Annotated in this window: 24 protein-coding genes, 2 tRNA genes and 1 pseudogene; 7 read left to right on the forward strand and 20 right to left on the reverse strand. The window is 60.0% G+C overall.

Features of this window, described 5'->3' with window-relative positions:
* Nucleotides 1–23 precede the first annotated feature (23 nt).
* Nucleotides 24–1,016, reverse strand: a complete 993-nt coding sequence (locus QP904_RS10920) for an MsnO8 family LLM class oxidoreductase (RefSeq protein WP_284836063.1) — start codon at nt 1,014–1,016, stop codon at nt 24–26.
* 29 nt (nt 1,017–1,045) lie between these two features.
* Nucleotides 1,046–2,317: a L,D-transpeptidase gene (locus QP904_RS10925; protein ID WP_396130228.1), complete on the reverse strand. Its 1,272-nt coding sequence runs from the start codon at nt 2,315–2,317 to the stop codon at nt 1,046–1,048.
* A gap of 170 nt (nt 2,318–2,487) precedes the next feature.
* Here QP904_RS10925 and QP904_RS10930 point away from each other — a divergent pair.
* Nucleotides 2,488–2,560, forward strand: a tRNA-Lys gene (locus tag QP904_RS10930).
* A 178-nt stretch (nt 2,561–2,738) separates the two neighbouring features.
* Here QP904_RS10930 and QP904_RS10935 read toward each other — a convergent pair.
* The 5 genes from QP904_RS10935 to QP904_RS10955 form a co-directional block, all read right to left on the reverse strand.
* Nucleotides 2,739–3,500 carry an ABC transporter ATP-binding protein gene (locus QP904_RS10935; RefSeq protein ID WP_239204941.1) on the reverse strand — a complete coding sequence of 254 codons (762 nt, stop codon included), beginning with the start codon at nt 3,498–3,500 and terminating at the stop codon, nt 2,739–2,741.
* Entirely contained in the window at nt 3,491–4,546 is a 1,056-nt protein-coding gene (locus tag QP904_RS10940; protein WP_284836065.1) for a FecCD family ABC transporter permease, read from the reverse strand. The genes QP904_RS10935 and QP904_RS10940 overlap by 10 nt, the downstream gene beginning before the upstream one ends.
* Nucleotides 4,546–5,709, reverse strand: a complete 1,164-nt coding sequence (locus tag QP904_RS10945) for an ABC transporter substrate-binding protein (protein ID WP_239207938.1) — start codon at nt 5,707–5,709, stop codon at nt 4,546–4,548. Before QP904_RS10945 ends, QP904_RS10940 begins: the two co-directional genes overlap by 1 nt.
* A 90-nt stretch (nt 5,710–5,799) precedes the next feature.
* Complete coding sequence (locus QP904_RS10950; RefSeq protein ID WP_239204937.1) at nt 5,800–7,077, reverse strand: glutaminase; 1,278 nt, start codon at nt 7,075–7,077, stop codon at nt 5,800–5,802.
* Nucleotides 7,078–7,135: 58 nt separating this feature from the next.
* A complete protein-coding gene (locus tag QP904_RS10955; RefSeq protein ID WP_023020880.1) occupies nt 7,136–7,414 on the reverse strand; it encodes a DUF3618 domain-containing protein in 279 nt (92 codons plus the stop codon).
* Between the two features lie 96 nt (nt 7,415–7,510).
* Here QP904_RS10955 and bcp point away from each other — a divergent pair, with 96 nt between their 5' ends.
* Both bcp and QP904_RS10965 read left to right on the forward strand, forming a co-directional pair.
* Nucleotides 7,511–7,978 carry a thioredoxin-dependent thiol peroxidase gene (gene bcp / locus QP904_RS10960; RefSeq protein WP_005327287.1) on the forward strand — a complete coding sequence of 156 codons (468 nt, stop codon included), beginning with the start codon at nt 7,511–7,513 and terminating at the stop codon, nt 7,976–7,978.
* A gap of 258 nt (nt 7,979–8,236) precedes the next feature.
* Nucleotides 8,237–9,223: an HNH endonuclease signature motif containing protein gene (locus tag QP904_RS10965; protein WP_200288702.1), complete on the forward strand. Its 987-nt coding sequence runs from the start codon at nt 8,237–8,239 to the stop codon at nt 9,221–9,223.
* Between the two features lie 21 nt (nt 9,224–9,244).
* Here the strand turns inward: QP904_RS10965 and bioD are convergent, their stop codons facing one another.
* Nucleotides 9,245–9,904, reverse strand: a complete 660-nt coding sequence (gene bioD / locus QP904_RS10970) for a dethiobiotin synthase (RefSeq protein ID WP_239207939.1) — start codon at nt 9,902–9,904, stop codon at nt 9,245–9,247.
* Nucleotides 9,901–11,172 (reverse strand): adenosylmethionine--8-amino-7-oxononanoate transaminase, encoded by a 1,272-nt coding sequence (bioA, locus tag QP904_RS10975; RefSeq protein WP_284836066.1) that lies wholly within the window; start codon nt 11,170–11,172, stop codon nt 9,901–9,903. Before bioA ends, bioD begins: the two co-directional genes overlap by 4 nt.
* A gap of 43 nt (nt 11,173–11,215) precedes the next feature.
* On the opposite strand from bioA, the gene QP904_RS10980 reads away from it, so the two are divergent.
* A complete protein-coding gene (locus QP904_RS10980) occupies nt 11,216–12,646 on the forward strand; it encodes a peptide MFS transporter (protein WP_284836067.1) in 1,431 nt (476 codons plus the stop codon).
* A gap of 131 nt (nt 12,647–12,777) precedes the next feature.
* On the opposite strand, the gene QP904_RS10985 is transcribed toward QP904_RS10980, so the two are convergent.
* From QP904_RS10985 to pflB, 4 genes and pseudogenes are all read right to left on the reverse strand, one after another.
* A complete protein-coding gene (locus tag QP904_RS10985) occupies nt 12,778–13,926 on the reverse strand; it encodes an SPFH domain-containing protein (protein WP_284836068.1) in 1,149 nt (382 codons plus the stop codon).
* Nucleotides 13,927–13,985: 59 nt separating this feature from the next.
* Nucleotides 13,986–15,224, reverse strand: a complete 1,239-nt coding sequence (locus QP904_RS10990) for an alpha/beta fold hydrolase (protein WP_284836069.1) — start codon at nt 15,222–15,224, stop codon at nt 13,986–13,988.
* 11 nt (nt 15,225–15,235) lie between these two features.
* On the reverse strand, nt 15,236–16,105 hold the full coding sequence (pflA, locus tag QP904_RS10995; protein WP_023020872.1) for a pyruvate formate-lyase-activating protein: 870 nt from the start codon (nt 16,103–16,105) through the stop codon (nt 15,236–15,238).
* A gap of 2 nt (nt 16,106–16,107) precedes the next feature.
* Nucleotides 16,108–18,486: pseudogene (gene pflB, locus QP904_RS11005) on the reverse strand (formate C-acetyltransferase).
* A 314-nt stretch (nt 18,487–18,800) separates the two neighbouring features.
* Between pflB and pbuX the strand changes: the two are divergent.
* Nucleotides 18,801–20,711 (forward strand): PbuX/PucJ/PucK family nucleobase permease, encoded by a 1,911-nt coding sequence (gene pbuX, locus QP904_RS11010; RefSeq protein ID WP_284836071.1) that lies wholly within the window; start codon nt 18,801–18,803, stop codon nt 20,709–20,711.
* Here the strand turns inward: pbuX and QP904_RS11015 are convergent, their stop codons facing one another.
* Together QP904_RS11015 and QP904_RS11020 are read right to left on the reverse strand one after the other, a co-directional pair.
* Complete coding sequence (locus QP904_RS11015) at nt 20,712–21,302, reverse strand: hypothetical protein (protein ID WP_239659062.1); 591 nt, start codon at nt 21,300–21,302, stop codon at nt 20,712–20,714. It abuts the gene before it with no gap.
* A gap of 74 nt (nt 21,303–21,376) precedes the next feature.
* A tRNA-Leu gene (locus QP904_RS11020) sits at nt 21,377–21,461 on the reverse strand.
* A gap of 90 nt (nt 21,462–21,551) precedes the next feature.
* On the opposite strand from QP904_RS11020, the gene QP904_RS11025 reads away from it, so the two are divergent.
* Together QP904_RS11025 and QP904_RS11030 are read left to right on the forward strand one after the other, a co-directional pair.
* Nucleotides 21,552–21,974 (forward strand): hypothetical protein, encoded by a 423-nt coding sequence (locus QP904_RS11025; protein WP_284836072.1) that lies wholly within the window; start codon nt 21,552–21,554, stop codon nt 21,972–21,974.
* A gap of 2 nt (nt 21,975–21,976) precedes the next feature.
* Nucleotides 21,977–22,321, forward strand: coding sequence for a DUF3817 domain-containing protein (locus QP904_RS11030; protein ID WP_023020867.1), 345 nt, complete (start codon nt 21,977–21,979; stop codon nt 22,319–22,321).
* On the opposite strand, the gene rdgB is transcribed toward QP904_RS11030, so the two are convergent.
* From rdgB to QP904_RS11055, 5 genes are all read right to left on the reverse strand, one after another.
* On the reverse strand, nt 22,318–22,926 hold the full coding sequence (gene rdgB / locus QP904_RS11035; RefSeq protein ID WP_284836073.1) for an RdgB/HAM1 family non-canonical purine NTP pyrophosphatase: 609 nt from the start codon (nt 22,924–22,926) through the stop codon (nt 22,318–22,320). The genes QP904_RS11030 and rdgB overlap by 4 nt on opposite strands.
* Complete coding sequence (gene rph / locus QP904_RS11040) at nt 22,920–23,648, reverse strand: ribonuclease PH (RefSeq protein WP_005323955.1); 729 nt, start codon at nt 23,646–23,648, stop codon at nt 22,920–22,922. The genes rdgB and rph overlap by 7 nt, the downstream gene beginning before the upstream one ends.
* Nucleotides 23,649–23,663: 15 nt before the next feature.
* The gene (locus tag QP904_RS11045; protein ID WP_284836074.1) at nt 23,664–24,425 is read right to left on the reverse strand and encodes an MBL fold metallo-hydrolase; all 762 of its coding nucleotides are present in this window, start codon (nt 24,423–24,425) and stop codon (nt 23,664–23,666) included.
* A gap of 72 nt (nt 24,426–24,497) precedes the next feature.
* Nucleotides 24,498–25,277 (reverse strand): glutamate racemase, encoded by a 780-nt coding sequence (gene murI / locus QP904_RS11050; RefSeq protein WP_023020864.1) that lies wholly within the window; start codon nt 25,275–25,277, stop codon nt 24,498–24,500.
* A complete protein-coding gene (locus QP904_RS11055; protein WP_023020863.1) occupies nt 25,277–25,930 on the reverse strand; it encodes a rhomboid family intramembrane serine protease in 654 nt (217 codons plus the stop codon). The genes murI and QP904_RS11055 overlap by 1 nt, the downstream gene beginning before the upstream one ends.
* Between the last annotated feature and the right edge of the window lies 1 nt (nt 25,931).

The raw sequence follows: 25,931 nt of genomic DNA on the forward strand, positions 1-25,931 counted from the left end.
TATACTTTCCGGAAACCTACAGGTCAATCCGTGAAAATCCGCGATTCCGGACACACTTTTTGACCCTTAACCCGCATGCTCGCCAGCAGCTCCTCCGAACGAGCCCGGCCGGCAATATCTGGCATATCTCCGGTGACCACAAACTCACTAACGCCTAGCCGCTTGCCGACGCCCCTTAGTTCCTCCCTCACTTCCTCCACCGTTCCCCAAACGTCATGGGCCAACGCCTCCTCTATGCGCCGGCGCTGCTGCCCCGTGAGGGCATCCATGTCCAGCTCGCCCGCCGGCCGCAAGGCCGCGAACTTGCCGGTCGATTGCGCTCGCACCTTCGCATAGGCTTCCGGCAACAAGAGATCACGGGCGGCCGCGGACGTCTCGGCAACGGCGATATTGAGCGAAGAGATAATAGGCGGGGCGTCGGCAAGCGCATGTTCGCGATACACTCGCGCAGCGGCCTCCTGCGTGGCTACAGGACCGCCCAGAATGACACCAAGTCCCAACTTTGCCGCCACCATTGCCGAGCGAAAGCCCGCCAAAACATAGAGCGGGGTGCCCCTATACTCAGGCCTGACCGTCACCGCCTCTTCGCCGCGCAGGTAGCGCAAGAGCGTGGCTAGCTCCGCCTTGAAGCGCTGCTTCACCTCGGCCGGTTCCCCCTGGCGCAGCGCCTTTCGCACCGGCGAGGTAAACCCGACGGAGGAGCCAATCCCTATATCAATGCGCCCGGGATACAGCGCCTCGAGGAGATTAATCTGCTCGGCCACCAGAAACGGCGGGTGATTGAGCAACATAATGCCGGCCGTGCCCACCCGAATGCGCTGCGTCTGTGCCGCAACGTGCGCCGCGAGCATCCCCGGCTGCCCCGCTGGTATTCCCGGCACACCGTGATGTTCGGCCACTAGAAAGCGCTGAAACCCTAACTTCTCTACGTGCCGGGCGTGTTCGGCCACCTGATCCAGTGGGCCGGCTGCCCCGCGGTCCAAAACAGAAAAGCGCATGGCCACCACTGTAGCCATGCGCTTGTGCCTTGCGCGGCCCCTAGCCGCTACTGATTAGCGTCCGTGTTACCTTTAGACCACTCGTCCCAGGACATATTCCAGTCACCGAGACCGTCCAACGCATTAAGCGTCTCGCCGTAGGTGTTGAATACCCGCACCACGTCGCCACGCTTCATCGTCTCCTGGAACCACTGCGCAGCCTCCGGCGTCACGTTGACGCAACCGTGGGACGTATTGGTATTGCCCTGCGCCCACACGGACCACGGAGCGGAGTGGACATAGATGCCGGAATAAGACATTTGCGTAGCCCAGTCCACGGTCGTGCGGTAGCCGCCCGCGTCATGGGCTAGGCCAAAGGTCTCCGAGTCCATGACTAGCTGCGGGTGCTCATCGCCGATAACGTAGCGGCCATTGGGCGTATCGTACTGATAATCGCGGCCAAGCGAGACCGGGATGGCACGCAAGAACTTCTTATTCTTAAAGACCTTCATCGTCTTGGTGGCGTTATCAATAATGGCCACCGTGCGGTCACCGATGGTGAAATTCGTCTTGGCGTTTTCACCGCCATAGATTCCCCCACCTAGGTCCTTGCCATACTGGTCCACCTTTACTTCAACCTTAGTGCCCGGCTCCCAGTAATCCTTCAGACGCCAGCGCACCTCCTGGTTATTGACCCAGTGGAAAGCACCTTCCACTTTGGGGTTAGTGCTCACAGTAATGGTCTTTTCAGCCGCCTTCCGGTCCGTAATAGGAACACCGAAGTTCACACCAATGACCTGTCCTACGCCAACCTCAGAATCCGGAATAGGGGTAAGCGAGACTTCGGCAACACCCGCTGCTTGCGGGGTGGAAAAACTGAGATTCTTCTTGTTGCCATCTACATCGGAGGCCACGATGGAATAAGTGTGGTTATAGCCCAAGTCCTCCGCAGTAGACCACGTCTTGGCGTCTTTAGAGAGCTTTTCTTTAACTTCCACGCCCATTTCATTGGTCATGGTGACGCTCTTGAGCTTGCCCGTGGTCTCCACGGTGACTGGCTTGGACGGATCTACATCCGTCGCCCCGTCCTTTACGGAGGCTACAAGGCCGTCTTTCTTTTTGTCGGACTCTTTGCCGCCGTCCTTGTCTCCATCCGCATGTGCGGCGGCGGTGGATTCTTGGTCGGCAGCCTGATTCTCGGCTGAGGAATCAGAGGAGCAGGAGGCGGCGGCTAGGGAAATGCACGCAACGCCCACGGCCGCTACGAGACGGCGCGCGATAGGGAGGGAATTTTTCACTGAGTTGCCCTTAGACACGTAATTGCTGCTTTCAAAGACCAACATAGATTAGCGTCTCCCTCCGCCAATTACCAGAAGCCACTTCAGGCATTAACCAATTTGTTATACACCCTTCAAAAACCGCTTTGAACAGGCGATTTTACACTTTTAAAGAATGGCTGCTAGAGTATCTACTCGTTGCACAGAGAGCCACACGGCAGGAAGTCAACAATGCGCCATTAGCTCAATTGGCAGAGCAACTGACTCTTAATCAGTGGGTTCGGGGTTCGATTCCCTGATGGCGCACAATACGAATCTCGAGGCGTTGTTCTTAGAACGGCACCTCGAGATTTTTCTTTTTATGAGCCAGTCCTTGTCACCGCGCCGCACATGACTTATGTGCTCACGGCGCCAAGAAACCAGATGCCTGATGGCTCACCACTAAAACTAATAACAATAGGCCGGGCGATTACCCGGCCTTGTGCTATCTCACCCGCAACGGGGCAATGAGTGGAGCGCCGCCATGCTGGACGACGTCCGCCTCTACCCCATACACGCCTTCCACGAGCTCCCCCGTGAGAACGTCCGCAGGGCTACCTTGAGCACGAATATGACCCTTTTTAAGCACCACCAGCTGGTCACACATGCGCGCGGCCAGGTTGATGTCATGGATGGCCACAAGTCCCAGGCTGCCATCGCGCTGCGCTTTGGCACGGACCTCATCCAAGACAAAGATCTGGTGATGGAGGTCGAGGGCGGACGTGGGTTCGTCGAGAAGCATGAGGCCTGGATTGCCCACCAGCATCTGTGCCACCGCCACAAGCTGACGCTGGCCACCAGAGAGCTCATTGAGGTAGCGCGAAGCAATCGCGTCCAGCCCCAAGGAGTGCAGCACCTCACCCGTGCGTGTAATCGGGTCTTCGCAGGCCTCCCGGCGCGCGGAAATCAGCACGGCTTCAAAGGCCCGCAGCGCGGCCGTGCTCGTAAGGTCCTGCGGCACGTAGCCGATAAGCTGGCGGCGTCGCTTGCCGCGCGGGGCCGTGCCATCGACGCGGAAATCCACGTCTCCGTCGCAACCGCGGTGCACGCCGGCCAGGGACTTAATGAGCGTGGTCTTGCCGGAGGCATTCGGCCCCAACAATCCCACCAGCTGCCCGCCGTGGAGTTTTTCCACATCCACAGACTCCAGCACGCGGTGCTTGCCATAGGCCGCACTCAGCCCGGAAATAGTCAGTTCTACGTCCACAGGGCCCTCCTTCGGGTCATAACGATGGCAATGAAGAATGGCACGCCCAGAAGCGAAGTAACAATGCCAATGGGAATAGCCAGGCCCGGCTTAATCATCAGGCTCACCGCATGCGCGGCACACATCACGGCCGCGCCCGCCGCCATGGAGGCCGGCAAGAAGTAGCGCTGGTCCTCGCCCACCAGCATGCGAGCGATGTGCGGGCCCACCAAGCCAATGAAGCCGATGATGCCTGCAAAGGCCACGGTGGTCGCCGCAACGAGCGAAACCACGATGAGCACTACAACGCGCAGACGGGAGGTATTGATGCCCATGGCGGTAGCGCGGGCGTCGCCAAGCCGCAAGGCAGTAAGGCGCCAGCCCAGCGCCCATAGGATGGGCAGGGCGATAATCAGCACGGCGGCCAGTACGCCGTTGGCCGCCCAATTGGCGCGGGTAAGTGAGCCCATGGACCAAAAGACGATCTGTTGCAGCGCTTCGGCCGAGGACTGGTACTGGATGAGCGCCAGCATGGCTTGGAAGAAGAACACCAAGCCGATGCCCAACAGCACCATGGTCTCCGCCTTCGCGCCGCGGATAACGGCCGCGATAACAATAATGGCCGTAGCCACCGCGGCAGCAAGCCACGCCATCAGCGCCAGGTTGAACTGCGGCTGCGCAATCAGCTGCCACTTGAGCACGATGGAGGTGGCGCCGCCAAACGCGGCGGCCGCAGAAATGCCGAGGGTAAAAGGCTCAGCCAGCGGGTTATTGAGGATGGTCTGCATCTCCGCGCCAGCCAAAGACAGGGCCATGCCGATGAGCACGGCCATCACGGCCATGGGCAGGCGCAGCTGCCACAGCACCGTGCGCGTCTGGTCATCCAGCCCCGCGGGATTCACGATGCCCTTCATGACCTCGGCCGGGCTGATATCAATCGCGCCCACAAAGTTGCTGATAATAAAGGCCACGGCCGCAATCAGCGTCAGGCCCGCAACGATGCCGATGCGTTGCCACGTTAATTTCTTGTGCTGCCGCGCCAGCGCGGCTACCTCTGCGCCCTCCATTAGTTGGTGCTAAAGAAGGTTCCCTCGCCGGAAACCGGCGAGTACTTTTCTTGCGCATCCATCCACTGCTTGGCGACGTCCATATCGGCATACGCCTCCGGGTCAATCCACTCCGCGACCTGCAGCAGCGCCAGGTAATTAAACGGCGAATCATAGAACTGGTGCCACATGCTGTGCAGGTGGTGTTCCTTGACTGCACGCAGCTTATCGAAGCCGGCCTGCTTGCCCGGCAGCTTGGCGACGCTGCCCTTGGCTTCCTTTTCATCAATGCCATAACCGACTGCCGCATAGCCGACTGGGTGGCCCTCATCGTCCTTCATCTCGGACCAATCGCCACCGGTGGCAATAACCATGTCCGGGTCAGATTCAAGGACCTTTTCCGGAGTGATCGTGCCGGACTCGCCCGGAATGACTTTATCGCCGATATTCTCGCCGCCGGCCGCGTTGACCAGCTGGGAGATATTGGAATCGTTCCACGAACCGCAGCAATCGGAGACACCTGCTGCTCTCCAAACGAAGGTCTTTGGTTTATCTTTTACCTTCTCTGCGCGGTCTTCAACCAGATCCACCGTCTCTTGCCAGTCCGCGTTGAATTCCTCAGCGCGCTCCTCTTGGCCGAAGATCTCGCCGAAGATGTCCATAGTCTTAGGCGTATTCTCCAGCGGGTCGCGGCGGAAGTCGGTGACCGCATACTTCAAACCAGCCTGGTCCATCTTGTCGGTCAGGCCAGCTTCGCGGGAGGCATCGTATTGATCCAGCGAGAGCACAATGAGGTCCGGGTCTAGGCTCACGAGTTTTTCTACGGTGACATCGCCCTTGGCAAAGCCGCCGATCTCTGGAACCTCGTTTACGGACGGCAGTTCTTTTTCCAGCGCCGCGTAGTAATCCGGCACGTTCTGCTTGAGATCCGTACCGATGCCAACGACCTTGTCCAGTGGATTATCGGGGTCGAGTACACCGGTGGCAAAAATCGATCGGCCCTCCCCCAAAATCACGCGATCGGGAGCGTTATCCAGTTCCACGTCACGGCCGGTGATATCGGTGAAGGAGAACTCGGCATCGCCACTGGAGCCGCCAGTTACTTCCTCAGCTGCGCCACAGCCGACGAGTGCGGTTGCCGATGCCGCCACAACCGCCATCACCTTGAAGGGGGTATGAGCCATTTTTAGTCCTTGGTTGTTGGATGCCCTCGCAGCAGCCGCGATGGGCCTTACATAGGACATCCTAACCTGACTAAGTAAGGTAACCCAAACCTAAACGGGTTCGCCGTTGATCGTGTAGTCTTCCGGCTCTCCCTTGGGCACCTCAGTTCCGTCCGCCATGGTGCGGTTTTCCAACTCTCCATCCGGATCCACAATCGCAATATCGAAGCCGGACTCGCGAATTCGGCGCAGCCCCTCTTTCAGCATGCGCCGGCCCATGCGGTTCGTACCGGTGATATGCGATAGCTCGAGCACCACCGTGCCTTCGCCAAAATCCGACTCCATCAGCTCGTACAAGATGGTCTCGGCCGCGTTGAAGTTAATCAGGCCCTGCAGATAGATGACGGTCAGCTCGGCATCCTGCTCCACCTTGCGCACTGGGTTCACGCCATAGCGCTCATCCGTAGACATTAGGTGCAGGCCCATATCCTTCGACAACAACTTAAACGCATCCACCCCGCGCACCGAGTTGCCCTCCTTGTTCAGCCGCGGCGAGAACGTCGCCACACCCAGCTGGCCAGGCAGAGTACCCAAGAGGCCACCTGAAACACCCGACTTCGCCGGGATTCCCACCTCGGCCATCCACCGGCCGGCGCCGTCATACATGCCGGCCGAGCTCATCACTGACAGCGTCAGTCGGCACACGTCCGCATCCAAAATCTTGTCTCCCGTTACCGGCTGCACCCCACCATTGGCCAGAGTTGCCGACATCACGGCCAAGTCCCGCACCGTCACCACAATCGAACACTGCTCGATATACGTCGAGACCGCATCGTGTGCCTCGTCCTGGATGATGTCGTAATTGCGCAGCATGTGCGCTAGCGAAAGGTTGCGTTCGCTGACATCGAGCTCGGAGGAGCGCATGGCGTCGTCGATAAGCAAGTCGCGGCCTGCCAACCGGGAGAAATAGGTGCGCAGCCGCTCCACGCGCGCGGCCGGCTCCGAATCCACGCCATTAATCAACTGCGTGACCGCAATCGCGCCCGCATTGATCATGGGGTTGACCGGCCGGTGGTCATCGCGGTTGAGCGAAAGCTCATTGAAAGCCTCCCCCGAAGGCTCCATGCCCACTATCTCGCGCACCGCGGAAAGGCCGAGCTCCTGCAGCGCCAGTGCGTAAACAAACGGTTTAGACAGGGATTGCAGGGTAAATTCCACCTCATCATCGCCCGCGGAATATACGTGGCCGGTGGTGGTGCACATCGCGGCGCCGAGGTACTCGGGCTCCGCCTTAGCCAACTCCGGAATATAATCCGCCACGGTGCCGTCGCGATTATCGCGCACCTTATTGAGGATTTCCTGCAAATAAAAAGGGATTGGTGTCTTCATCCCAACCCAGCCTACGAAAAAAGTCCCCGCGGTGTGCGGGGACTTCCTTAATTAGTAATTAGTGGCGCTCGGACAGCAGGCGCTGCAGCTCCTTCAAGTCGCTCTTGCGGCGGCGAGAACGGAAGATCGAGAAAGCAATTAGTCCAACCACAGCGGCGCCGACGCCGCCAAGGGCCATCTGCACGTTGCGGTCCTGCAGCTTATCGGTAGCCGCGGTCTTGGCCTCGTTGGCAAAGTTCTGCGGCTTGCTGCGCTGCGCAAGCTCGTCCAGGGTGCCGGCCAGCTGGCGGCGAGTGCGCTCGATATCGCGTTGAATGTCTTCAATATTGCGTGCCACGAAGTTCTCCTCTTAACTTAGGTTCGCTCTTAACGGGATCATTCTACCCCGCCGGTGCAAAAGCGTGCAGCCCGGCCGGTAAGTATGGTGGGAACCATGACTGAAAACCGATTGAACGTTGGAGATACCGCCCCTGCCTTTGCGCTCGCCGACGACGCCGGAAACACCGTTTCCCTCGCCGATTACGCAGGCCAACGCGTACTCGTCTATTTCTACCCCCGCGCCAATACCCCGGGCTGCACCAAGGAGGCCTGCGATTTCCGTGATTCCTTGGAGCAGCTCAATGATCTCAATATTGCCGTCGTAGGCATCTCTCCCGATAAGCCAGAGGCGCTGGCAAAATTCCGCGCGGACCATGAGCTGAACTTCCCGCTCCTGTCGGATCCGGATAAGTCCGTTATGACCGCCTACGGTGCCTTTGGCGAGAAGAAGAATTACGGCAAGGTCGTCCAGGGCGTCATCCGCTCCACCTTCTTGGTCGAGCCGGACGGCACCATCGGCCAGACGCACTACAATGTCAAGGCCACCGGCCACGTCGCCCGCGTGATGAAGGGCCTAAGCTAGCGCGGCGTCGTCCAGCGCAGTGACGAACGCATTGACCGGGCCGGTCTCCTTATCCACAGCCTGGCCGTACGGTGCAATTGCGCAACTGCGCGCGATCCGGGGGCCTTTCTAGCACGGTGGTAGCGATCTAAAGCGCGCTCGTTTCGCGCCTTTGTGCCACTTCCGCCCACCGCAGGCAGTTGACACTTAAACAAGCTATCCACAGCTGCGGCCGTCTACGACTCAGCTCTACTGCCAGTCCTGTTTAGAGTTGCGGCCATGAGCGCACTGAAGGCTTATGCCTCCCACATAGCCTCGGCGATGGATATCCTCGCCGAGGCCCGCGGCATGTCTGAGCGCGCCCTCATCGAGCTGGGCCTACCCGATGTAGAAGCCCGCGACGTCCGCGCGCTTGCCGCGGTTTATTTCGGCCCAACGCGCTTCAGCCGGAAGCAACGCCACGCCACCACGGCCGCTCGCCACCATGACCTCATAACGCTCAAGCTGATTGAAAAATATGTCTCCCGCGTGCGCACACAGCGCGATGCGTGGAACTTGCGGGTAGAGCTGTGCCGCCTGCGAGGCCCCGCCTCTGAAATCGCCCGCCGCGCCAAGCAACGCCTCCGCGACCTCCGCCCGCGCCGCTCGCCGCCCCGCGAAGGGGTGCAGCTCCTTCGCCGCCCGAATGGCCCCTGGACCATGCGGATTACCGCCCCCTCTGCCTTCCTCGCGGAGTTTGACGCCGCGCTCGACCCCGCGCGCCCACTCGATTCCCTGCGCGATCTCCTTCGCGGCTCGGGCGCCCCTTCCGCGCGCACCACAACCAACGTCATCATCCCGCTCAACGCGCTGGACCGCATCTTGGACGGCGACGGTGAAGAAGTCACCCTGCGGCTGACTAATGGCGCCACCATTACCGGTGCCGAGTTGGTCGAGCGTACTTTCACCGAGCACGGACTAGCCACCCTTATCCATCCCGTTAAAGGCCCCGTCAACCTGTATCGCACCTCGCGCTACGCCACCGAGAAACAGCGGCAGATGGCCGCGGCCGAAAACCCTACCTGCCCGTGGCCGCCGTGCAACCACCCGGCGGACAAGGCCCAGATCCATCACCTGAAGGCTTGGAAGCACGGAGGACTGACCAATATGGACAACCTCACCGTGTGCTGCCCGTATCACAACGGGGTCAACCAAGATGATCCGAATGCCCCGCCGCTGCGTGGACGCCTTGCCCGAGTCAATGGCAAGGTTCGTTGGGTCCGCTAGCGCTGCCTCTGCGAGGTAGCGCTACTCGGCGTGCTCGACAAAGTCCGCGTAGACTTCCGCGGCTACCCGCGCGAATTCGGCCGGTGCCATGCGCGCCATGCCCTCCGGCAGGCTGCCCCACAACGTACAGCCTGTCACCTCCGGCATCTCCTCCAGGTTCAGGCGCGTAGCCAAGTCCGGATCGGCCGGCAGCGAGCCGCCAACTAGCCCGAGCACCTCAATTCCACGGCGTTGTGCCTCGCGCACGGTCAGCTCGGCCGCGTTGAGGCTTCCTAGGTTAAGGGAGGTGACGATGAGGAGCTTATCGGCGACGTCGGCAAGCGTATAGGCGTCCGTTAAACGCACGAGGAGCCCGCCGGCGCCTTCCACGAGCACCACACGGCCGGGTGCGTCAAGGGCGGCAATCCATTCTTTAAGTTCCTGCAGGCTGGGTTGGCCCATGCCGGCCCGGCGCGCAGAAAGATTCGGCGCCAGTGGCTCCGGAAAGCGCACCATCTCTGCTACCTCCACCCCCGCCAGCTTGCCGACGGTCGCCGCATCCCCCTTCCCCTCCGGCTCTCCCGTCTGCAGCGGTTTGGCGTAGATGACCTCGCGGCCGCGTTGCTTGAACGCGCTGGCGAGCGCGGCCGTGGCCACAGTCTTACCGACGTCAGTATTCGTCCCCGTCACGTAAATTATCACTGTCGTCCTCCTGCCACCGCAGCGCGCACGCCGCGGCACATTTGCGCTATTTCATCTGCGGTGCTGATAAACGGCGGCATGATATAAATCAACCGGCCGAACGGACGTAACCACACACCTTGGGCTACGGCTGCGGCCGTCGCTGCGGACATATTTACATCGCATTCCATTTCCACCACACCTATGGCGCCAAGTACGCGCACGTCGGCTACCCCAGGTTCCTCGGACAGGCCCTCAAACCCTCGTTGCAGCTGCTTTTCGATGCCGGCTACCTGCTCGCGCCAATTGCCCTCCAAAATGAGCGCAGTTGCCTCGGCCGAAACGGCACAAGCGAGTGGATTAGCCATAAATGTTGGTCCGTGCATCAGCGCGCGCGGACTCATCCCCTCGGCCACCTTCGCGGTGGCGAGCGTGGCAGCCATGGTCATAAAACCGCCGGTCATCGCCTTGCCAACGCACATGATATCTGGCACAACGCCAGCGGCTTGGGTGGCAAAGAGTTCACCTGTGCGGCCGAACCCGGTGGCGATTTCGTCCGCGATGAGCACGATACCGTGGCGGTCGCAGATTTCTCGGGCCCCGCGGACCAGCTCGTGGTCGTGAAAGCGCATGCCACCCGCGCCTTGGACTACAGGTTCAATAATTAGCCCCGCAACTTCTTCCGTGATGCACGCTTCCAGCTCGCGCAGATAATTCGCGCGCTCGGCCGGGCTAGCCCCGCGAGTAGGCGGCGCCGGGGCAAAAATCTGCTGCGCTAAGGTACCGATCCACATCGAGTGCATGCCGCCTTCGGGATCGCACACGCTCATCGCCGCGAAGGTATCGCCGTGATACCCCGATCTCCACGTCAGCATCTTGGTGCGCTCTGGGTGCCCTGCGCCACGGGCATACTGCAGTGCCATTTTGATGGCTACTTCTACCGATACAGATCCGGAATCGGAATAAAAGACCTGCTCAAAATCACCACGCGTTAATTCCATGAGGTTACGAGTAAGCCGCGCAGCCGGTTCGTGGGTGAGTCCGCCGAACATGACGTGGCTCATCCTCTCGATTTGTTCGTTCGCTGCCGCCTTGAGCCGCGGGTGGCCGTGGCCGTGGGCGGCGGCCCACCAGGAAGACATGGCGTCGATAAGCGTGGTGCCATCCGCGAGTGTTAAATAAACGCCGGCGGCCGAGTCCACCACAAGCGTGGGCTCGCCTGGCTCGGCGTAGGGGTGCCAAATGTGGCGTGCGTCGAGAGTGGCAATGTCCTCCGCTGAAATATCCATGATTTTAGGTTTATCACAGACTTTCGGTCGTTATAGTGCTTTTATGACAATTATTAAACATCGTTCAATTCGGCGTTTACCGGTGGCTTTGCCGGCTATCGCCGGAATTGAAATGTGGGAGCGCTTTAGCTTCTACGGCATGCAGGCCATCCTCGCCTACTACCTCTATTCCACCTCCGGCGGACTCGGCATGGACCAAGCGCAAGCCACAGCGCTCGTCGGCGCGTACGGCAGTCTGCTCTACCTGTGCACGTTCGTGGGCGGGTGGGTCAGCGACCGGCTCCTAGGTGCCGAACGCACGTTGCTTGCCGGCGCGAGTCTGCTCATGTGCGGGCACCTTTCGCTGTCCTTGGTGCCTGGTATGGCGGGCCTCGTGGCCGGACTGTTGCCGCTTGCGCTGGGTTCAGGGCTGCTTAAAACGGCGGCAATTACCATTCTGGGCGAGGCTTTTCCACCCACGGCCGGCGCACGGGATGGAGCTTTTCAAATCTTTTACCTGGGAATAAATATCGGTGCCTTACTCGGACCGATGCTCACGGGCTGGCTGGCACAAAAGCACGGCTACCATGCCGGTTTCCTCGCAGCCGCAGGCCTCATGTGCTGCGGGTGTGTCTTCTACGGGTTATTGCGCCAGCGGGTAGTCACGGAGTTCGACACCCGGCCTCCCAACCCTACTGCCGCGCCAGGCAAGGCCGCGGCGGTAGCTGTGGTGGCTGTAGTGGGCAGCGTCGCGGTCGCGGTGACGGTTCCACCAGACAAGCTGGCTATGCTTTTGCTCTTTGCGACGTTCGCGGCCGCCCTCACCCTCTTCGCCAGCATGCTGCGATCCCCGCGGGTCAGCGTGCCGGAGCGGAAGCAGGTTCTGGCGTATATCCCGCTCTTTTTCTGCTCGACGGCCTACTGGACTCTCCAGCCGCAGATTTACGGGGTGCTAGCCGTGTACTCGGATCAACGTGTAGACCGCATGGTCGGCGGGTTTGAGATTCCGGCGGCATGGACGCAATCACTCAATCCACTGTTCATCCTGGTTTTGTCCCTACCGCTGGCGGCGAGCATGTCTCGGTGGGCATGCTCGCGGCGTGTGCTGATGGCCGTAGGCATCATGGTGGCAGGTTCCGGAATGTTTGTGCTGTTGCCGTTCGTCGGGGGCGGAGAAAATTCAACGCCATTTGTGGTGTTGGCCATGACCATCTTGTTGATGTCGCTCGGCGAGCTATTCATCGGGCCGGTGGGCATGGCGGCATCGGCCGCGCACGCGCCGCGAGCGTACGCGACGCGCTTTTCCGCGCTGTATTTTCTCACCATGGCCATTGGAACCTCGCTAGCGGGAACGCTGTCGACGCTGTATGACCCTTCCTCGGCGGGTGCGGAGCGGACCTACCTACTTGTTGTCGGAATTGTCCCCGTCGCGCTGGGGCTCATGCTCTTGGTCGGAAGAAAGGACGTCGTGAACGAGGCTTCGGGCAGCGTTTAAGGCATCGACTTGTGAGGCAGCCCTGGTCTCGGCGGGGAAAATCTGGCACTCGTGGTCGGGTACAACTTCTGCGCGGCGGGTAATACCGCGCTGGGCGGTATAGGCGTCAAAGAGGTTATCGATGCTCAGGGCTAGTCCTCGTTTTTGAGTTGGTCGCGCAGCTGCTGGAAGTACTCGCGAGCAGCCTGGGGCTGCGCGGTGGGGTGCTGACCCTGCTGCGACTCTTGCTCACCGCGATTTTGCTCGGAGCGCTCCTGCTCAGCACGCTGGGAGGCAGCGATGGCTTCGCGCTTGGCACGCTCTGCCTGATGCTTGGACTCGCGCTCGATTTCCTCGGCGCGGGATGGCTTGTGCGGCTGCGGGCGGCGGTGCTGAGGCGCCCCCTCGGCGGAGTCGAGGGCGCGGTTGGCCATGAGCACGTCGCGCATGCCGCTAAAGAGCTCACCCATGCCCTGCGGGTTGGAGGGCATGTACAGCACAGAGGCCTGGCCGTTGTGGGAGACATCGACCATCGCGTCGAGGTATTGAGAGACCAGCATGAGCGCCTCGGGGGATTCTTCCACGCCGGCGTCGCGAAGCATTTCGTATTGCTGGGCAATGCCCTCGACGATTTCCTTGCGCTGGTCCGCAACGCCGCGTCCCTGCAGCTTCTTTGCTTCGGCAGCACCCTCGGCCTCTTTGACCACGCGGATCTTCTCGGCCTCTGCTTGGGCGACGGCCGCTTCACGCTCACGCTGCGCCGCGTTAATGGAGTTCATGGACTCGCGTACGCGGGAATCAGGGCGGATATCGGTAACCAGGGTGTTGACAAAGTTCCAGCCGTACTCGGCCATATTATCGCGCAGGGAAGCCGCAACATTGCGAGCAATGGTGTCCTTGGAGGAGAAGGAATCATCCAGGTCCATATTCGCCACGGAGGAGCGAACATTATCCTGCACGTAGGCCACAATCTGCTGTTCGTGGTTGGAGAGCATGTAATATGCCTCGCGCTCTCGGCCTTCAACTACCTCGTATTGCACGGCCACAGGGATCTGGACGAAGACATTGTCCTTGGTCTTGGTCTCCACCATCACATCCAGCTGGCGCACCTGCAGCGAAATTTTATCGCGTACGCGGTCTACCCACGGCATCTTGAAGTGCAGGCCAGCATGCGCCACCTTTTGGAATTTACCCAAGCGCTCCAAGATGGCAGCTTCGCGAGTGCGAACGATGAAATAGCCATCAAAGAGGGTTCCCAAGATAAGCAACAGGATGAGGACTATAACTATGGTGGCGATCAAAATATCTCCCTAAATGTCGTGACAATCACCAATATTTTCGCATAGGAAATAGCGAAACGCTAGTGATCGTCGATAAGCGCAAAAAGCCTGCCCAGGATGGTCGCACCGTCTTCGCGAATGCCGTTGTGCTGGAACTCGTTGCTAATCCACGGCCGCAGGTCCCCCAGGTGGGCGGCGGTAGCCAAGGATTCTTCGAGCGGAACGAAAATATCATCGACATATATGGCCGCGGCCGTGGTCGGCACCTCACCGAGCGCATAGGGCGGGGAGAATTCGTGGCGGGCGAGGCCGTGGGCGGCGTCGGCAAACGCGTGCAGAGCAGGGTCCTCGTCGAACTGCCAGGGAAAGATATGCTCGCCAGTCAACCACGTGCCGGACTCCGCAAACTCCGGGAATTCCTCGCGCACACGATGCGCCGCCCAATGAGTAACGGCCTGCCCACCGGCGCCGCCATAGATTGACTCATGGATAGCGGCATACAGCGGGCCGTCTGCAAAGCTCACGCGCTGGCCGACGTCCACCAAGAAATCGCCGCGCAGCCGCTTCTCCCCTGCCACGGTGCGGAAAGGCTCTTCCAGCAGATAAGCCAGCGAATCAAAACCGGTGCCGCGGCCGAGCTCAATACCGATGGTGCGAAACCGCAGCGAGGACAGACGCTCTCCGGTGGGAAGGCACTCATCCGAATTGTCCAAGTGGGAGATGATCTCCTCGATACGGTCCTGGGCCCACGGGAATTCGCGGTAGAAACGCTGCTGGCGGGCCTTGAGCTTGCTAAAAGTGGCGCGGTATAGATCGTCTGCACCCTTCAGCGTGGGGATGCCACCGGTGAAAAATGCATGCTCGACGTGTTCGGGGGCCTGGGACAGGTAGGCGGTAATGCAAAAGCCGCCGAAGGATTGGCCGAATAGCGACCACTTCTCCATGCCGAGGTGCTCGCGCAGGCGCTCGGCGTCGCGAACGATATTATCTTGGCGCAGCAACGACAAGTGCGCTGCGGTGCGCTCCGCGGCCGGGCTTAGTGCATCGATGCGGTGCGATCGGCCGGTGCCGCGCTGGTCCATGAGGATCACGCGGTACCGCTCCAGTGCCTTGCCAATAAGCCCCGTGGGCGCCAGCGGCCGGGGTGCTGGGAAACCAGGCCCGCCCTGGAGGTAAAGCAACGCGGGCAGGCCCTCTCCGCCGGGCGGGATAATTTCGCGGGCATAAAGCCCAAAAGTCCCGTGGGCATTGGAATAATCCCACGGGACTTCAAGGTGGTGCTCTTTAATTGTGTGGCCAAAGCGGCGGTAGTCGGTCAAGCCCTCCCAGGCTAGTAGACTTCCAAGCCCTTCGAGCGGAAGACGTCGCGGATTTTCTCCACGTCCTCCGGCTTTGGCGGCTTCGTGTCTGCCAACTGGTAGGTCATATCTAGACCTTCCCACTTGTCCTTGCCCATATTGTGGAAGGGCAAGACCTCGACGCGTTCGACATTAGATTTCCATCGAGCCACGATATTGGCCACATTTTCCACGTTCTCTGGCGAGTCCGTGAGGTCAGGCACCACTACGAAGCGGATCCATACCGGCTTACCTATCTTGTTCAACCTGTCGCCGAAATCCAGTGTTGGCTGGAGCTGGCGTTGGGTGACCTTGCGGTAAGTCTCCTCGTCGCCCGACTTGACGTCGAGAAGCACGAGGTCGATATTGTCCAGGTCTTCGTCCCGCAAGCGCGAGCCCAAGTACCCAGCCGTATCGATGGTGGTGTGAATACCCGCATCGTGGACTTCCTTAAGCACGCGGCGCGTGAAGGAAATCTGGAAGAGGGGTTCGCCACCGGAGATGGTCAGACCGCCACCGGAAGCTTGGAAGATGGGCTTATAGCGCTTGATGCGCTTGACCACATCCTCGACCCGCTCTAGTGTGCCGGTCTTCATCTCCCAGGTGTCTGGATTATGGCAGTACTGGCAGCGCAGTGGGCATCCGGACATGAACATCGTCATGCGGGTTCCCGGGCCATCGACGGCGGTCACGAGCTCCCAAGAGTGCACGAGGGCGATATCGCCGGTACGGCGCGCCTCCATGAGCTCCGGGCGGGTAATGTCATCGAGTTGTGCATTATCTCCCAGGCCCGCAGCTACGCCGCGGACACGCTCTCCTTCTTCCGGAGAGAGGGTGACAACACCAGTAACGCCATCAGCCATGATTAAGAACCCTGGTGGAAGGTGCGGGAGATAACGTCGAGCTGCTGCTCCTTGGTCAGCTTGACAAAGTTAACAGCGTAGCCAGAGACGCGAACGGTGAGGTTCGGGTACTTCTCTGGGTGCTCAACGGCGTCCTCAAGGGTGGACTTGTCCAGCACGTTGATGTTTGCGTGGTACAGACCAGAGTTCATCTGGTGTGCATCGCGGTTTGCCTTCATTGCTGACATACGGTCTTCGAAAGTTGGGGTTGCCATGATTTTCTCCTTTTCGGGGATGGTTTCGGGTGGTGGTTTTTACTTCTCCATGATGAAGCCGGCATCCAGAACGCCCACCAGGTTAGTGATGCGCTCTTCTGGGGTGCGGCCCAATCCGGAAGGAGTAATGGTGTTGGTCAGCGAGATGCCGTCCAAGGCGTCCTTGTAATCCAGCTTGCCGACGGACAGCATGGAAGCAACCATGCCGTGGCTGTCGGCACCGTTTTCAGGGTTAGCGCCTGGGGAGAACGGCGTGCCGGCCTTGTGGCCCGACGGGAAGGCGCCTGTTGCCTTGCCGTAGACCACGTTCGAGGTAATGGTCAGCACGGACTGGGTTGGGATGGCATTGCGGTACATCGGGATGGCCTTAATCTTTTCCATCACGGTGTGGACAATGGTTGCGGCGATGTCATCGGCGCGGTCATCGTCGTTGCCATAGAACGGGAACTCGCCCTCGGTGACGTAGTCCGTAATCAGGCCGGTCTCGTCACGGACCGGGGTGACCTTGGCGTACTTGATAGCAGCCAGGGAGTCGGCGACGATGGACAGGCCGGCGATGCCGCAGCCCATGGAGCGTACGATATTGGAATCGTGCAGCGCCATCTCGACTGCCTCGTAGGCGTACTTGTCGTGAGAGTAGTGGATGATGTTGAGGGCCTCAACGTAGGTGCCAACAACCCAGTCCAGCATCTCTTCGTACTTCTGCCAAACTTCATCGAAGTCCAGCGGGCCATCGCCCTTGATGGGCTCGTAGCCTTCTACGACCTGCTTACCGGATACCTCATCGCGGCCACCGTTGATGGCGTAAAGCAGAGCCTTAGCGGCGTTCACACGAGCACCGAAGAACTGCATCTGCTTGCCCACTTCCATCGGGGAAACACAGCAGGCAATTGCGGCGTCGTCGCCCCACTGCTCACGAATCTGGCGGTCAGACTCGTACTGGATGGAGGAGGTCTCAATCGAGATGTGGGCACAGAATTCCTTGTAGCCCTCTGGCAGCTTTGGATCCCAGAAGATGGTGATATTTGGCTCTGGTGATGGGCCAAGGTTAACCAGAGTCTGCAGCAGACGGAAGGAGGTCTTGGTGACCATGTGGCGGCCGTCGTTGCCGAAGCCAGCGTCAGACCAGGTTGCCCAGTACGGGTCGCCGGAGAAGATCTGGTCATAATCGATGGTGCGCAGGAAGCGGACGATGCGCAGCTTGAGAACCAGGGAGTCGATGATTTCCTGGGCGTCTTCCTCGGTGATGATGCCAGCGGCGAGGTCGCGCTCGAAGTAGCAATCGAAGAAGGCGGACAGGCGGCCGATGGACATTGCGGCGCCATCCTGGGACTTAATGGATGCCAGGTAGCCGAAGTAGGTCCACTGTACTGCCTCATGAGCGGTCTTAGCCGGCTTGGAGATGTCGAAGCCGTAGGACTCAGCCATCTTCTTGAGCTTCTTCAGGGCCTTGATCTGCTCGGAGTGCTCCTCGCGGAAGCGTGCCCAGTGCTCAGAGAAGCCAGCGTCTGCGACAGAATCGCGGGAAGCCTGCTTTTCCTCGATCAGGTAGTCCACACCGTAGAGAGCCACGCGGCGGTAGTCACCGATAATGCGGCCACGGCCGTATGCATCCGGCAGACCGGTGATGATGTGTGATGAACGAGCAGCACGGATGCGCGGGGTGTAGATATCGAAGACCGCATCGTTGTGGGTCTTGCGGTAACGGGTGAAGATCTTCTCCACCTCAGGGTCGACTTCCTTGCCTGCTTCGCCGATGGCCTGCTTGACCATGCGCCAGCCACCGAACGGCATCATGGCGCGCTTCAGCGGGGTATCGGTCTGCAGACCGACGATAACGTCGTCGTCCTCTGAGATATAGCCGGCCGGGAAAGCGTCAATGTCGGTCGGGGTGTGGGTGTCAACATCGTAGACGCGCTTTTCGCGCTCGACGGACAGGTAGTTCTTCTCCAGGGTCTCCCAGACGCGCTTGGTCTTTTCGGTCGGGCCCGCCAGGAAGCTGGAATCGCCGTCGTACGGCGTGTAGTTACGCTGAATGAAGTCGCGGACGTTGATGCCCTCGGTCCATGGACCGGACTCAAATCCCTTCCACGCTTCAAACTGTTGAGGCTGCGTTGCGGTAGTCATAATTCCCTTCTTTCGGGCGAATTTCTATCAGGGGTAAATGCCGCTTTTTCGAGCCACAGCACCAAGCCCCTCTGGCCTCAATTGTTGACTACATCAGCGGTAATAACAAGTTCAGCAGACGTTGGAAAGGCTAAATATAAACCGGTCGTGTTGTTTCGCTGGTTAGTGATTTCATGCAGAACGCACGTACGTCTTAGATCGGGGGTGAACTAGCCCCGAACGTGTTCCTCATCACCCCGATTTTTTGGCCGCTACCTGCACGAACCTCTACTGTTAAACCCGTTCAGCTTCGCTTCCGCACAAAGGAGGACTTCGTGGCTTCCCAGCCCAAGCATCCAGTAGATACCGTCCCACCCGCCCCCAAATTAGCTGCCTTAGGCGTGCAGCACGTATTGGCCTTTTATGCCGGGGCGGTTATCGTTCCGCTGCTCATCGCCGGCTCGCTTAACCTGGATGCGGAAACCACCATCCACCTCATCAATGCGGACCTTTTGACCTGTGGCATAGCAACGATCATTCAGTCTATGGGCGTCGGCAAGCGCATTGGCGTGCGCCTGCCCATCGTGCAGGGCGTAACCACTACGGCCGTCTCCCCGATTATTGCCATTGGCCTGGGCGCAACCGACGGCGAAGGCGGGGTGGCCTCGCTGCCGACCATTTATGGCGCCATCATCGTCGCCGGCCTGTTTACTTTCTTCGCGGCGCCGGTCTTTGGCAAAGTGCTGCGTTTCTTCCCGCCGGTGGTCACCGGTTCGGTCCTGCTGGTGATGGGCACTTCACTATTGGGGGTTTCGGCCAATGACTTTGTCAATTACGCCGAGGGAGTTCCAGCCACCCGTGACCTGCTCTACGGTTTTGGCACGCTCGCGGTCATCGTTTTGGTGCAGCGTTTTTCCTCTGGCTTCCTAGGCACCCTGGCCGTGCTCATCGGCCTAGTCTTGGGTACGGGCGTGGCGCTCGTGCTAGGCGACGCCTCCTTTAGCGAAGTCTCCTCCGCCCCCGCTCTCGGTATCACCACCCCGTTCTACTTCGGCATGCCAAAGTTCGACGTGGTGGCTATTTTCTCGCTCATCATTGTCATGATCATCACCATGGTGGAGACCACTGGCGATGTCTTTGCCACCGGCGAGATTGTCAAAAAGCGCATCCGTCGCGATGATGTCGTGCGCGCCATCCGCGCCGATGGCCTGTCCACCCTGGTGGGCGGCGTAATGAATTCCTTCCCGTATACCTGCTTTGCACAAAACGTCGGTCTGGTCCGCCTGACCAGCGTGAAATCGCGCTGGGTGGCCGTGGCTGCCGCCGGATTCATGATGGTATTGGGCATTTTACCCAAGGCCGGTGCGGTCGTGGCCGCCATCCCGTCCCCTGTGCTTGGCGGCGCCTCCCTGGCGCTTTTCGCCAACGTAGCGTGGGTGGGCCTACAGACCATCGCCAAGGCCGATCTTTCCGATGGCCGCAATTCCGTCATCGTCACTTCCGCGCTCGGCTTGGCCATGCTGGTGACCTTCAAGCCGGATATCGCCACGGCCTTCCCGGAGTGGGCGCAAACCTTCGTCTCCTCCGGCATGTCCATCGGCGCCATTACCGCCATCGTGCTTAACCTGCTGTTCTTCCACACCGGGGGAAAGCAGGGCACGCAGGTGTCTCGGGCCGTCGGCAAGAGCGTAAGCCTACAGCAGCTCAACAATGCCTCCCGCGAGGAATTCGTCTCCGCGCTGCGCCCGCTGTTCAATAACGAGACGTGGCCGCTCGAACTGGCGTGGGAGTCGCGGCCTTTCAGCGATGTCAATGAGCTGCGCGCCGCCATTCAGGTAGCCGTGCTGACCGCGGATGATTCCCGCCGTGCTGCCCTCATCCACGATTACCCTGCCATGGATGAGCTGCTGCTTGCCGACGCCGACGAAGCCGCCACCATCTCCGCCGACCGCGGCTCCTTGGGGCTAACCGACTTGGATGATGTGCAGACCGAGCGCATTACCGAGCTTTCCGCCGCCTACCGCGAGCGCTTCGATATGCCCTTTGTGGCTTATCTGGATACCAATGACACCGTTGACCGCGTCATTGATGCCGGTGTGCGCCGCTTGGCCAACTCCCCGGAGCAGGAGTACCGCACCGCAATGGGTGAGATCGTAGAGATTGCCAACGACCGCTTCGATATCTTGCTAGCCGATGCCAACCCGGTCCGCTCTTCCTGGGACCGCAAGTTCACCGAGGTGGACTAGCTAACGGAAGGAAAAATCTACCTCAGCCTCCGGGTCCACGCCGGAAATAATGCCGGTGTAGAACTGCTTGGCCTGGCTTTGGAGGACATCGCGATTATCCGCGATGTCCTTTTTCTTTTTATCCTCATCCAGAATCTTGGTGATGGTTTCCGCTTTATCGATATCCGGGGTAATCCAGCTCAGCGCGCCATTATCTTCCACCGCGGTTTCGAAGTTCTCATCCGAGTGGCCAATGAAAATGAACTCTGGGATCTGCACGCGGAAGTGGTGCGGGGATTCCTCTTCTACGTGCACCTGGGATCCTTCAATGCCGAGCTTCGCGCGGTAGGAATACTTGATGTATTGGGTACGCTCACTGCCTGGGACCTGCCAATTCCACAGCGTGCTGGTGGCGGACTCCTCCGATAATCCCTCAATCCCCAAGGAGACGAGCACCACTTGTTCCTCGCGCTCCACGGCCTTGATGACCTTGGTATTGCTCGATTCGGTCTCCACGTCCACCGGTTCCCGGACTTGCCACACCACCACCGCAGCTACCGCCAGGGCGGCGATGAGAATGACAGCGATAAGGGTGGAAAACAGCTTTTTCATAATGCCCATCTTAGGGTGAAATGCGGACGATGATATGCGAAAACGCCGCCGACCACGAGGGTCGACGGCGCCTATGGTGCGCCCGGTGAGACTTGAACTCACACGTCATAAGACACTAGAACCTAAATCTAGCGCGTCTGCCAATTCCGCCACGGGCGCGGGGGACTTGACATAGTGTACACGGTGGGCGGGTAATCCAGAAACCAGGGGTGTTCTGTTTTCCGGCCGCTGGTGGGTAGGGTGGAACGCGTGAGCACTCAAGAGGAACAGAAAAACAAGCGCGTGCAGGTGCGATGGTGGCACATCCTCCTCATCGCGTTTTTCGTCGTGCTCTTCCTATTCCTGGCCTATTGGCAGTGGACCCGCTTCCGCTCCGGCTCGGGCACCTTCCAAAACCTGGGCTATGCCTTCCAGTGGCCACTGTTTGCCGTGTTCGTGGTTTATGCCTATCGCACCACGCTGCGCTATGAAAACGAGCGCCTCGCGGCCGAGGAAGAAGTCCGCGACATGGATGACACAGACAAAACCGCCCCGGCCGACGCTCCCACACAGCCGCAGGCAGAAACCAAAATTGATGAGGATTTCCTGCCCCAGCGGCCCCAGATGGATGTGGAAACGTTCAACGCCATGAATACCCCGCGCCGCCGGCGCGGCGAGAATGAAGAAAGCTGATTATGACCAATAAAGTTCACCCCGCCCGCCAAGCCCGCATCCGCGGACCCTTGAAGTTTTTCTCCATCGCGGCCACTGTGACCGGTATCTTCTTGATCATCCTGGTCATCCGCATGGTCTGCCAGTACATCATTGGCATGGATATCCCCGAGTGGGCCACCTATATCGCGATCGTGCACGGCATCGCGTACATGACCTACCTGCTGTCCATCCTCATCCTCGGCCCGCGCGCGCTGTGGCCGGTGGGCAAGCTCTTTACCACCGCCCTTGCCGGCGTGGTGCCCTTCCTGTCCTTCTGGATGGAGCACAAGCGCCGCAAGGAAATCACGGAGGAGTTCCAACTCTAAGAGTTGCGAACAAGCTCCGCGATGGCGGGGACAAGTTGACTAAGAGCGCGGCCACGATGCGAGACCGCGTTCTTTTCTTCTGGGGACATCTCTGCAGCCGATCGGGACTCGCCTTCCGGCTGGAAGAGCGGGTCATAGCCGAAGCCGTTTTCCCCGCGCGGCTCGCGCAAGAAGCGGCCTTCCCAGCGGCCCTCGGCCACGTGCTCTGCGCCTTCGGGCGTGACGAGCGCGCAGACCGAGACAAAGGCTGCGGCACGGCGCTCATCAGGGACATCGGCCATCTGCGCCAAGACTAAGTCATTATTGGCCTGGTCATTGCCGTGCTGGCCGGACCAACGGGCGGACAGCACGCCGGGCATGCCGTTGAGCTCTTCGATAGCGAGGCCCGAATCATCCGCGACGGTGGCAAAGCCAGTAGCGGCCACGCCGGCACGGGCCTTGATGAGCGCATTATCGGCAAAAGTGCGGCCATCTTCTACCGGTTCGGGATAAGGTTCCACGGCGGAAAGCGGGCGCAGCTCGACGCCCTCGATGCCGGCATCAGCCAGAATCCGCTCCAGCTCGCCGAGCTTCTTAGGGTTATTAGATGCGACGAGAATTACCACCCCAGCGCCGCCTTCTGTGCGGCGATGAGTTCGCGGCAGCCCTTCTGCGCTACGTCGAGCATCTCGTTGAGCTCCTCTCGGCCAAAGAGGCCGTGCTCGCCAGTGCCCTGAATTTCCACGAAATCGCCGGATTCCTGCATCACTACATTCAGGTCGACCTCGGCACGGGAATCCTCCTCATAAGGCAGATCAAGGCAGATTTCGCCGTCAATGATGCCTACCGAGACCGCAGCGATGGGATCAAGTAGCGGCTCGCCGGGGACGACGCCCTCCGCTTTGAGGTGCGCGATGGCGTCAGCCAGCGCAACATAGGCGCCGGTGATAGAGGCAGTGCGGGTGCCGCCATCAGCCTGGAGGACATCGCAATCGAGCTGAATGGTGTTCTCCCCTAGCTCCTCCAAGTCCACCGCGGCGCGCAGGGAGCGGCCGACGAGGCGGGAAATCTCATGGGTGCGGCCCTTGACCTTGCCCTTCATGGATTCGCGCGGCATCCGATCGTGGGTGGCGGAAGGCAGCATGGCGTACTCGGCGGTAAGCCAGCCTTCACCGGAATCGCGCTTGAAGCGCGGCACGCCATATTCCACGGATGCGGTGCACATGACGCGGGTATTGCCAAACTCCACTAGCACGGAGCCGGCAGGGTTGGTAGTGAAATTGCGGGTAATGCGGACGCTGCGCATCTGGTCCAGCGCGCGCCCATCGGCACGAGTAAATTCAGTCATGCCGTCCAGCGTATCTTAGAACTCCATGCCCGCGGCGCCGAGGATAATCTCACCGTCGAATTCGGAGCGAGCGGCCTCCAAGGTAGCTTGGGCATCGCCCCACGGTTGGATGTGGATGAGCACGAGCTTGCCCACACCCGCTTCGCGCGCCGCCCTACCTGCTTCCGCGCCCGACATGTGCATGTCCGGCGCCTTGCCCTCGGAGGTTTCGCCCCAGGCTGCCTCGCAGAGGAAAATGTCGGCGTCCCGTGCGGCGTCGACAAGCGCGGGCGTATAAGAAGAATCTCCGGAGTAAGTGATGGTCTGGCCCGTCTTAGTATGTTCCACGCGCAAGGCATAGGCCTCTACCGGGTGGGTGACCGGGAAGGGAGTGATATATACATCGTCGACAAGCTGGCGCTCGCCCGGCTCCCATGCGCTAAAGGCGAAGGTATCGGACATGTCATCGATGCCATCGACCTCATCGGAAGACAGGCGGCCCAGGTGCGTCGGCGTAGCCTCCGGCCCGAAGCACATATTTCTTGAGGCCGCGGGCGCCGTGGGATGGAAGCGGCGCCACACCATCAGAGAGGGGAAATCCAGGCAGTGATCGGCATGCAGGTGACTAAAAGCCACGTGCGCATCGCAAGGATCCTGCTGCTGTTCCAGCTGCGCTAAGGTGCCAGGGCCCATATCGAGGACGATGGACGGCGCATTATCGAAGGACAGCAAATAGCCGGAGGCGGGGTTCTGGGCGGTGGGGACGCTACCGGAGCAGCCTAAGATGGTCAGCTTCATGGGCTCAATAGTTCCATGAAATCGCCCCGCATGCGTACTCAACGTGCAAACGGGGGAGAAATTTGCACCTACTTATGCAATCCGCGGGCCGAGAAAGCGCGTGGCAAGGCGGGCAAAGGCTTCCGGGTCACCGGTCGATTCAAAGGTGTGGACCGGCTGAGTATCCGCAGGGGCCAACATATCGGTTTCCGTGAGAATCCGCATAACGTCCTTGGTGGTTTCCTCCGAAGATGTCACCAGCGAGACATTATCGCCCATAGCTAGCTGGATGATGCCGGTCAACAGCGGATAATGCGTACAGCCCAAGACCAGCGTGTCTACTCCTTGTGCTTGGAGCGGGGCCAAGTAGCCCTCAGCGACGCCGAGGATCTGGCGGCCGGCGGTAATACCGCGCTCGACAAAGGGAACAAAATCCGGGCAGGCGGTAGCAAATGCCTGCACCTTCGGGTTGAGCGCAAAAAGGTCCTGATAGGCGCCGGATTTGATGGTGCCCTCGGTGCCGATGACGCCGATTTTTCCGTTGCGCGTGGTGGACATGGCACGGCGCACCGCGGGGCGGATGACCTCCACAATGGGGATATCGTAGCGCTCGCGTGCATCATGCAAGAAGGCAGCGGTGGCCGTATTGCAGGCTATGACCAGCATCTTGCAGCCACGTTCCACCAGCCGATCCGCCACGTCCTGAGAAAAAGCGCGGACTTCTGAGATAGGCCGCGGTCCGTAGGGGCTATGGGCAGTATCGCCGGTATAGATGACAGATTCCTGCGGCAGCTGTTCCATCACTGCGCGTGCCACGGTGAGCCCGCCCACGCCGGAATCAAAGATGCCAATTGGAGAGGTTGCGGTAGGCATTAGCGCTTCACTGCCTTAACCGGATCGTCCGAGGTAATGGTCATGCCGGCTAGAATGCCGCCGATGGCGCCGAAAAGGTGGCCTTGCCAGCTCACTCCCTCGTAGACGGGCAGCACGCCCCACACCAAGCCGGAATAGGCAAAGCCGAGAACAATGCCCAAAATGGTCTGGATGAGCGATCGATTGAAGATACCGCGCACAATCAGATATGCCAGCCAGCCATAGACCAAACTGGACGCCCCGATGTGGGAGGTACCGGGGCCACCAATGAACCACGTGCCAAGGCCTGCGACCAGAGTGGTAATCAGGGTAACTTCCCACCAAGCCTTGCGGCCGGACAGGCCGATAAGGAAGCAGAAAATGGCGCCGGGCACCGAATTGGACATGAGGTGCTCAAAGTTTGCATGCAGCAGTGGGGCGGTAAAAATGCCCCAGATGCCGTTGAAGTCCAGCGGGCGAATGCCGTAATTGGATAGCTGGCCGCCAAAAAGGAACGCGTTAATAATGTGGACCGCCCACTCCACCACGAGGAAGCCAAAAGCTATAGAAAATCCGGTGGTGATGCGCCCGCTGCGAGTGTAGTTTTTGGAATCGCCACGATTGACCTGGCCCGCGGGCGCCGGCCGGTAGTTAAATGTTCCACCTGAAGTCATA

The sequence above is a fragment of the Corynebacterium nasorum genome (assembly GCF_030229765.1).
Lineage (GTDB): Bacteria > Actinomycetota > Actinomycetes > Mycobacteriales > Mycobacteriaceae > Corynebacterium > Corynebacterium kefirresidentii.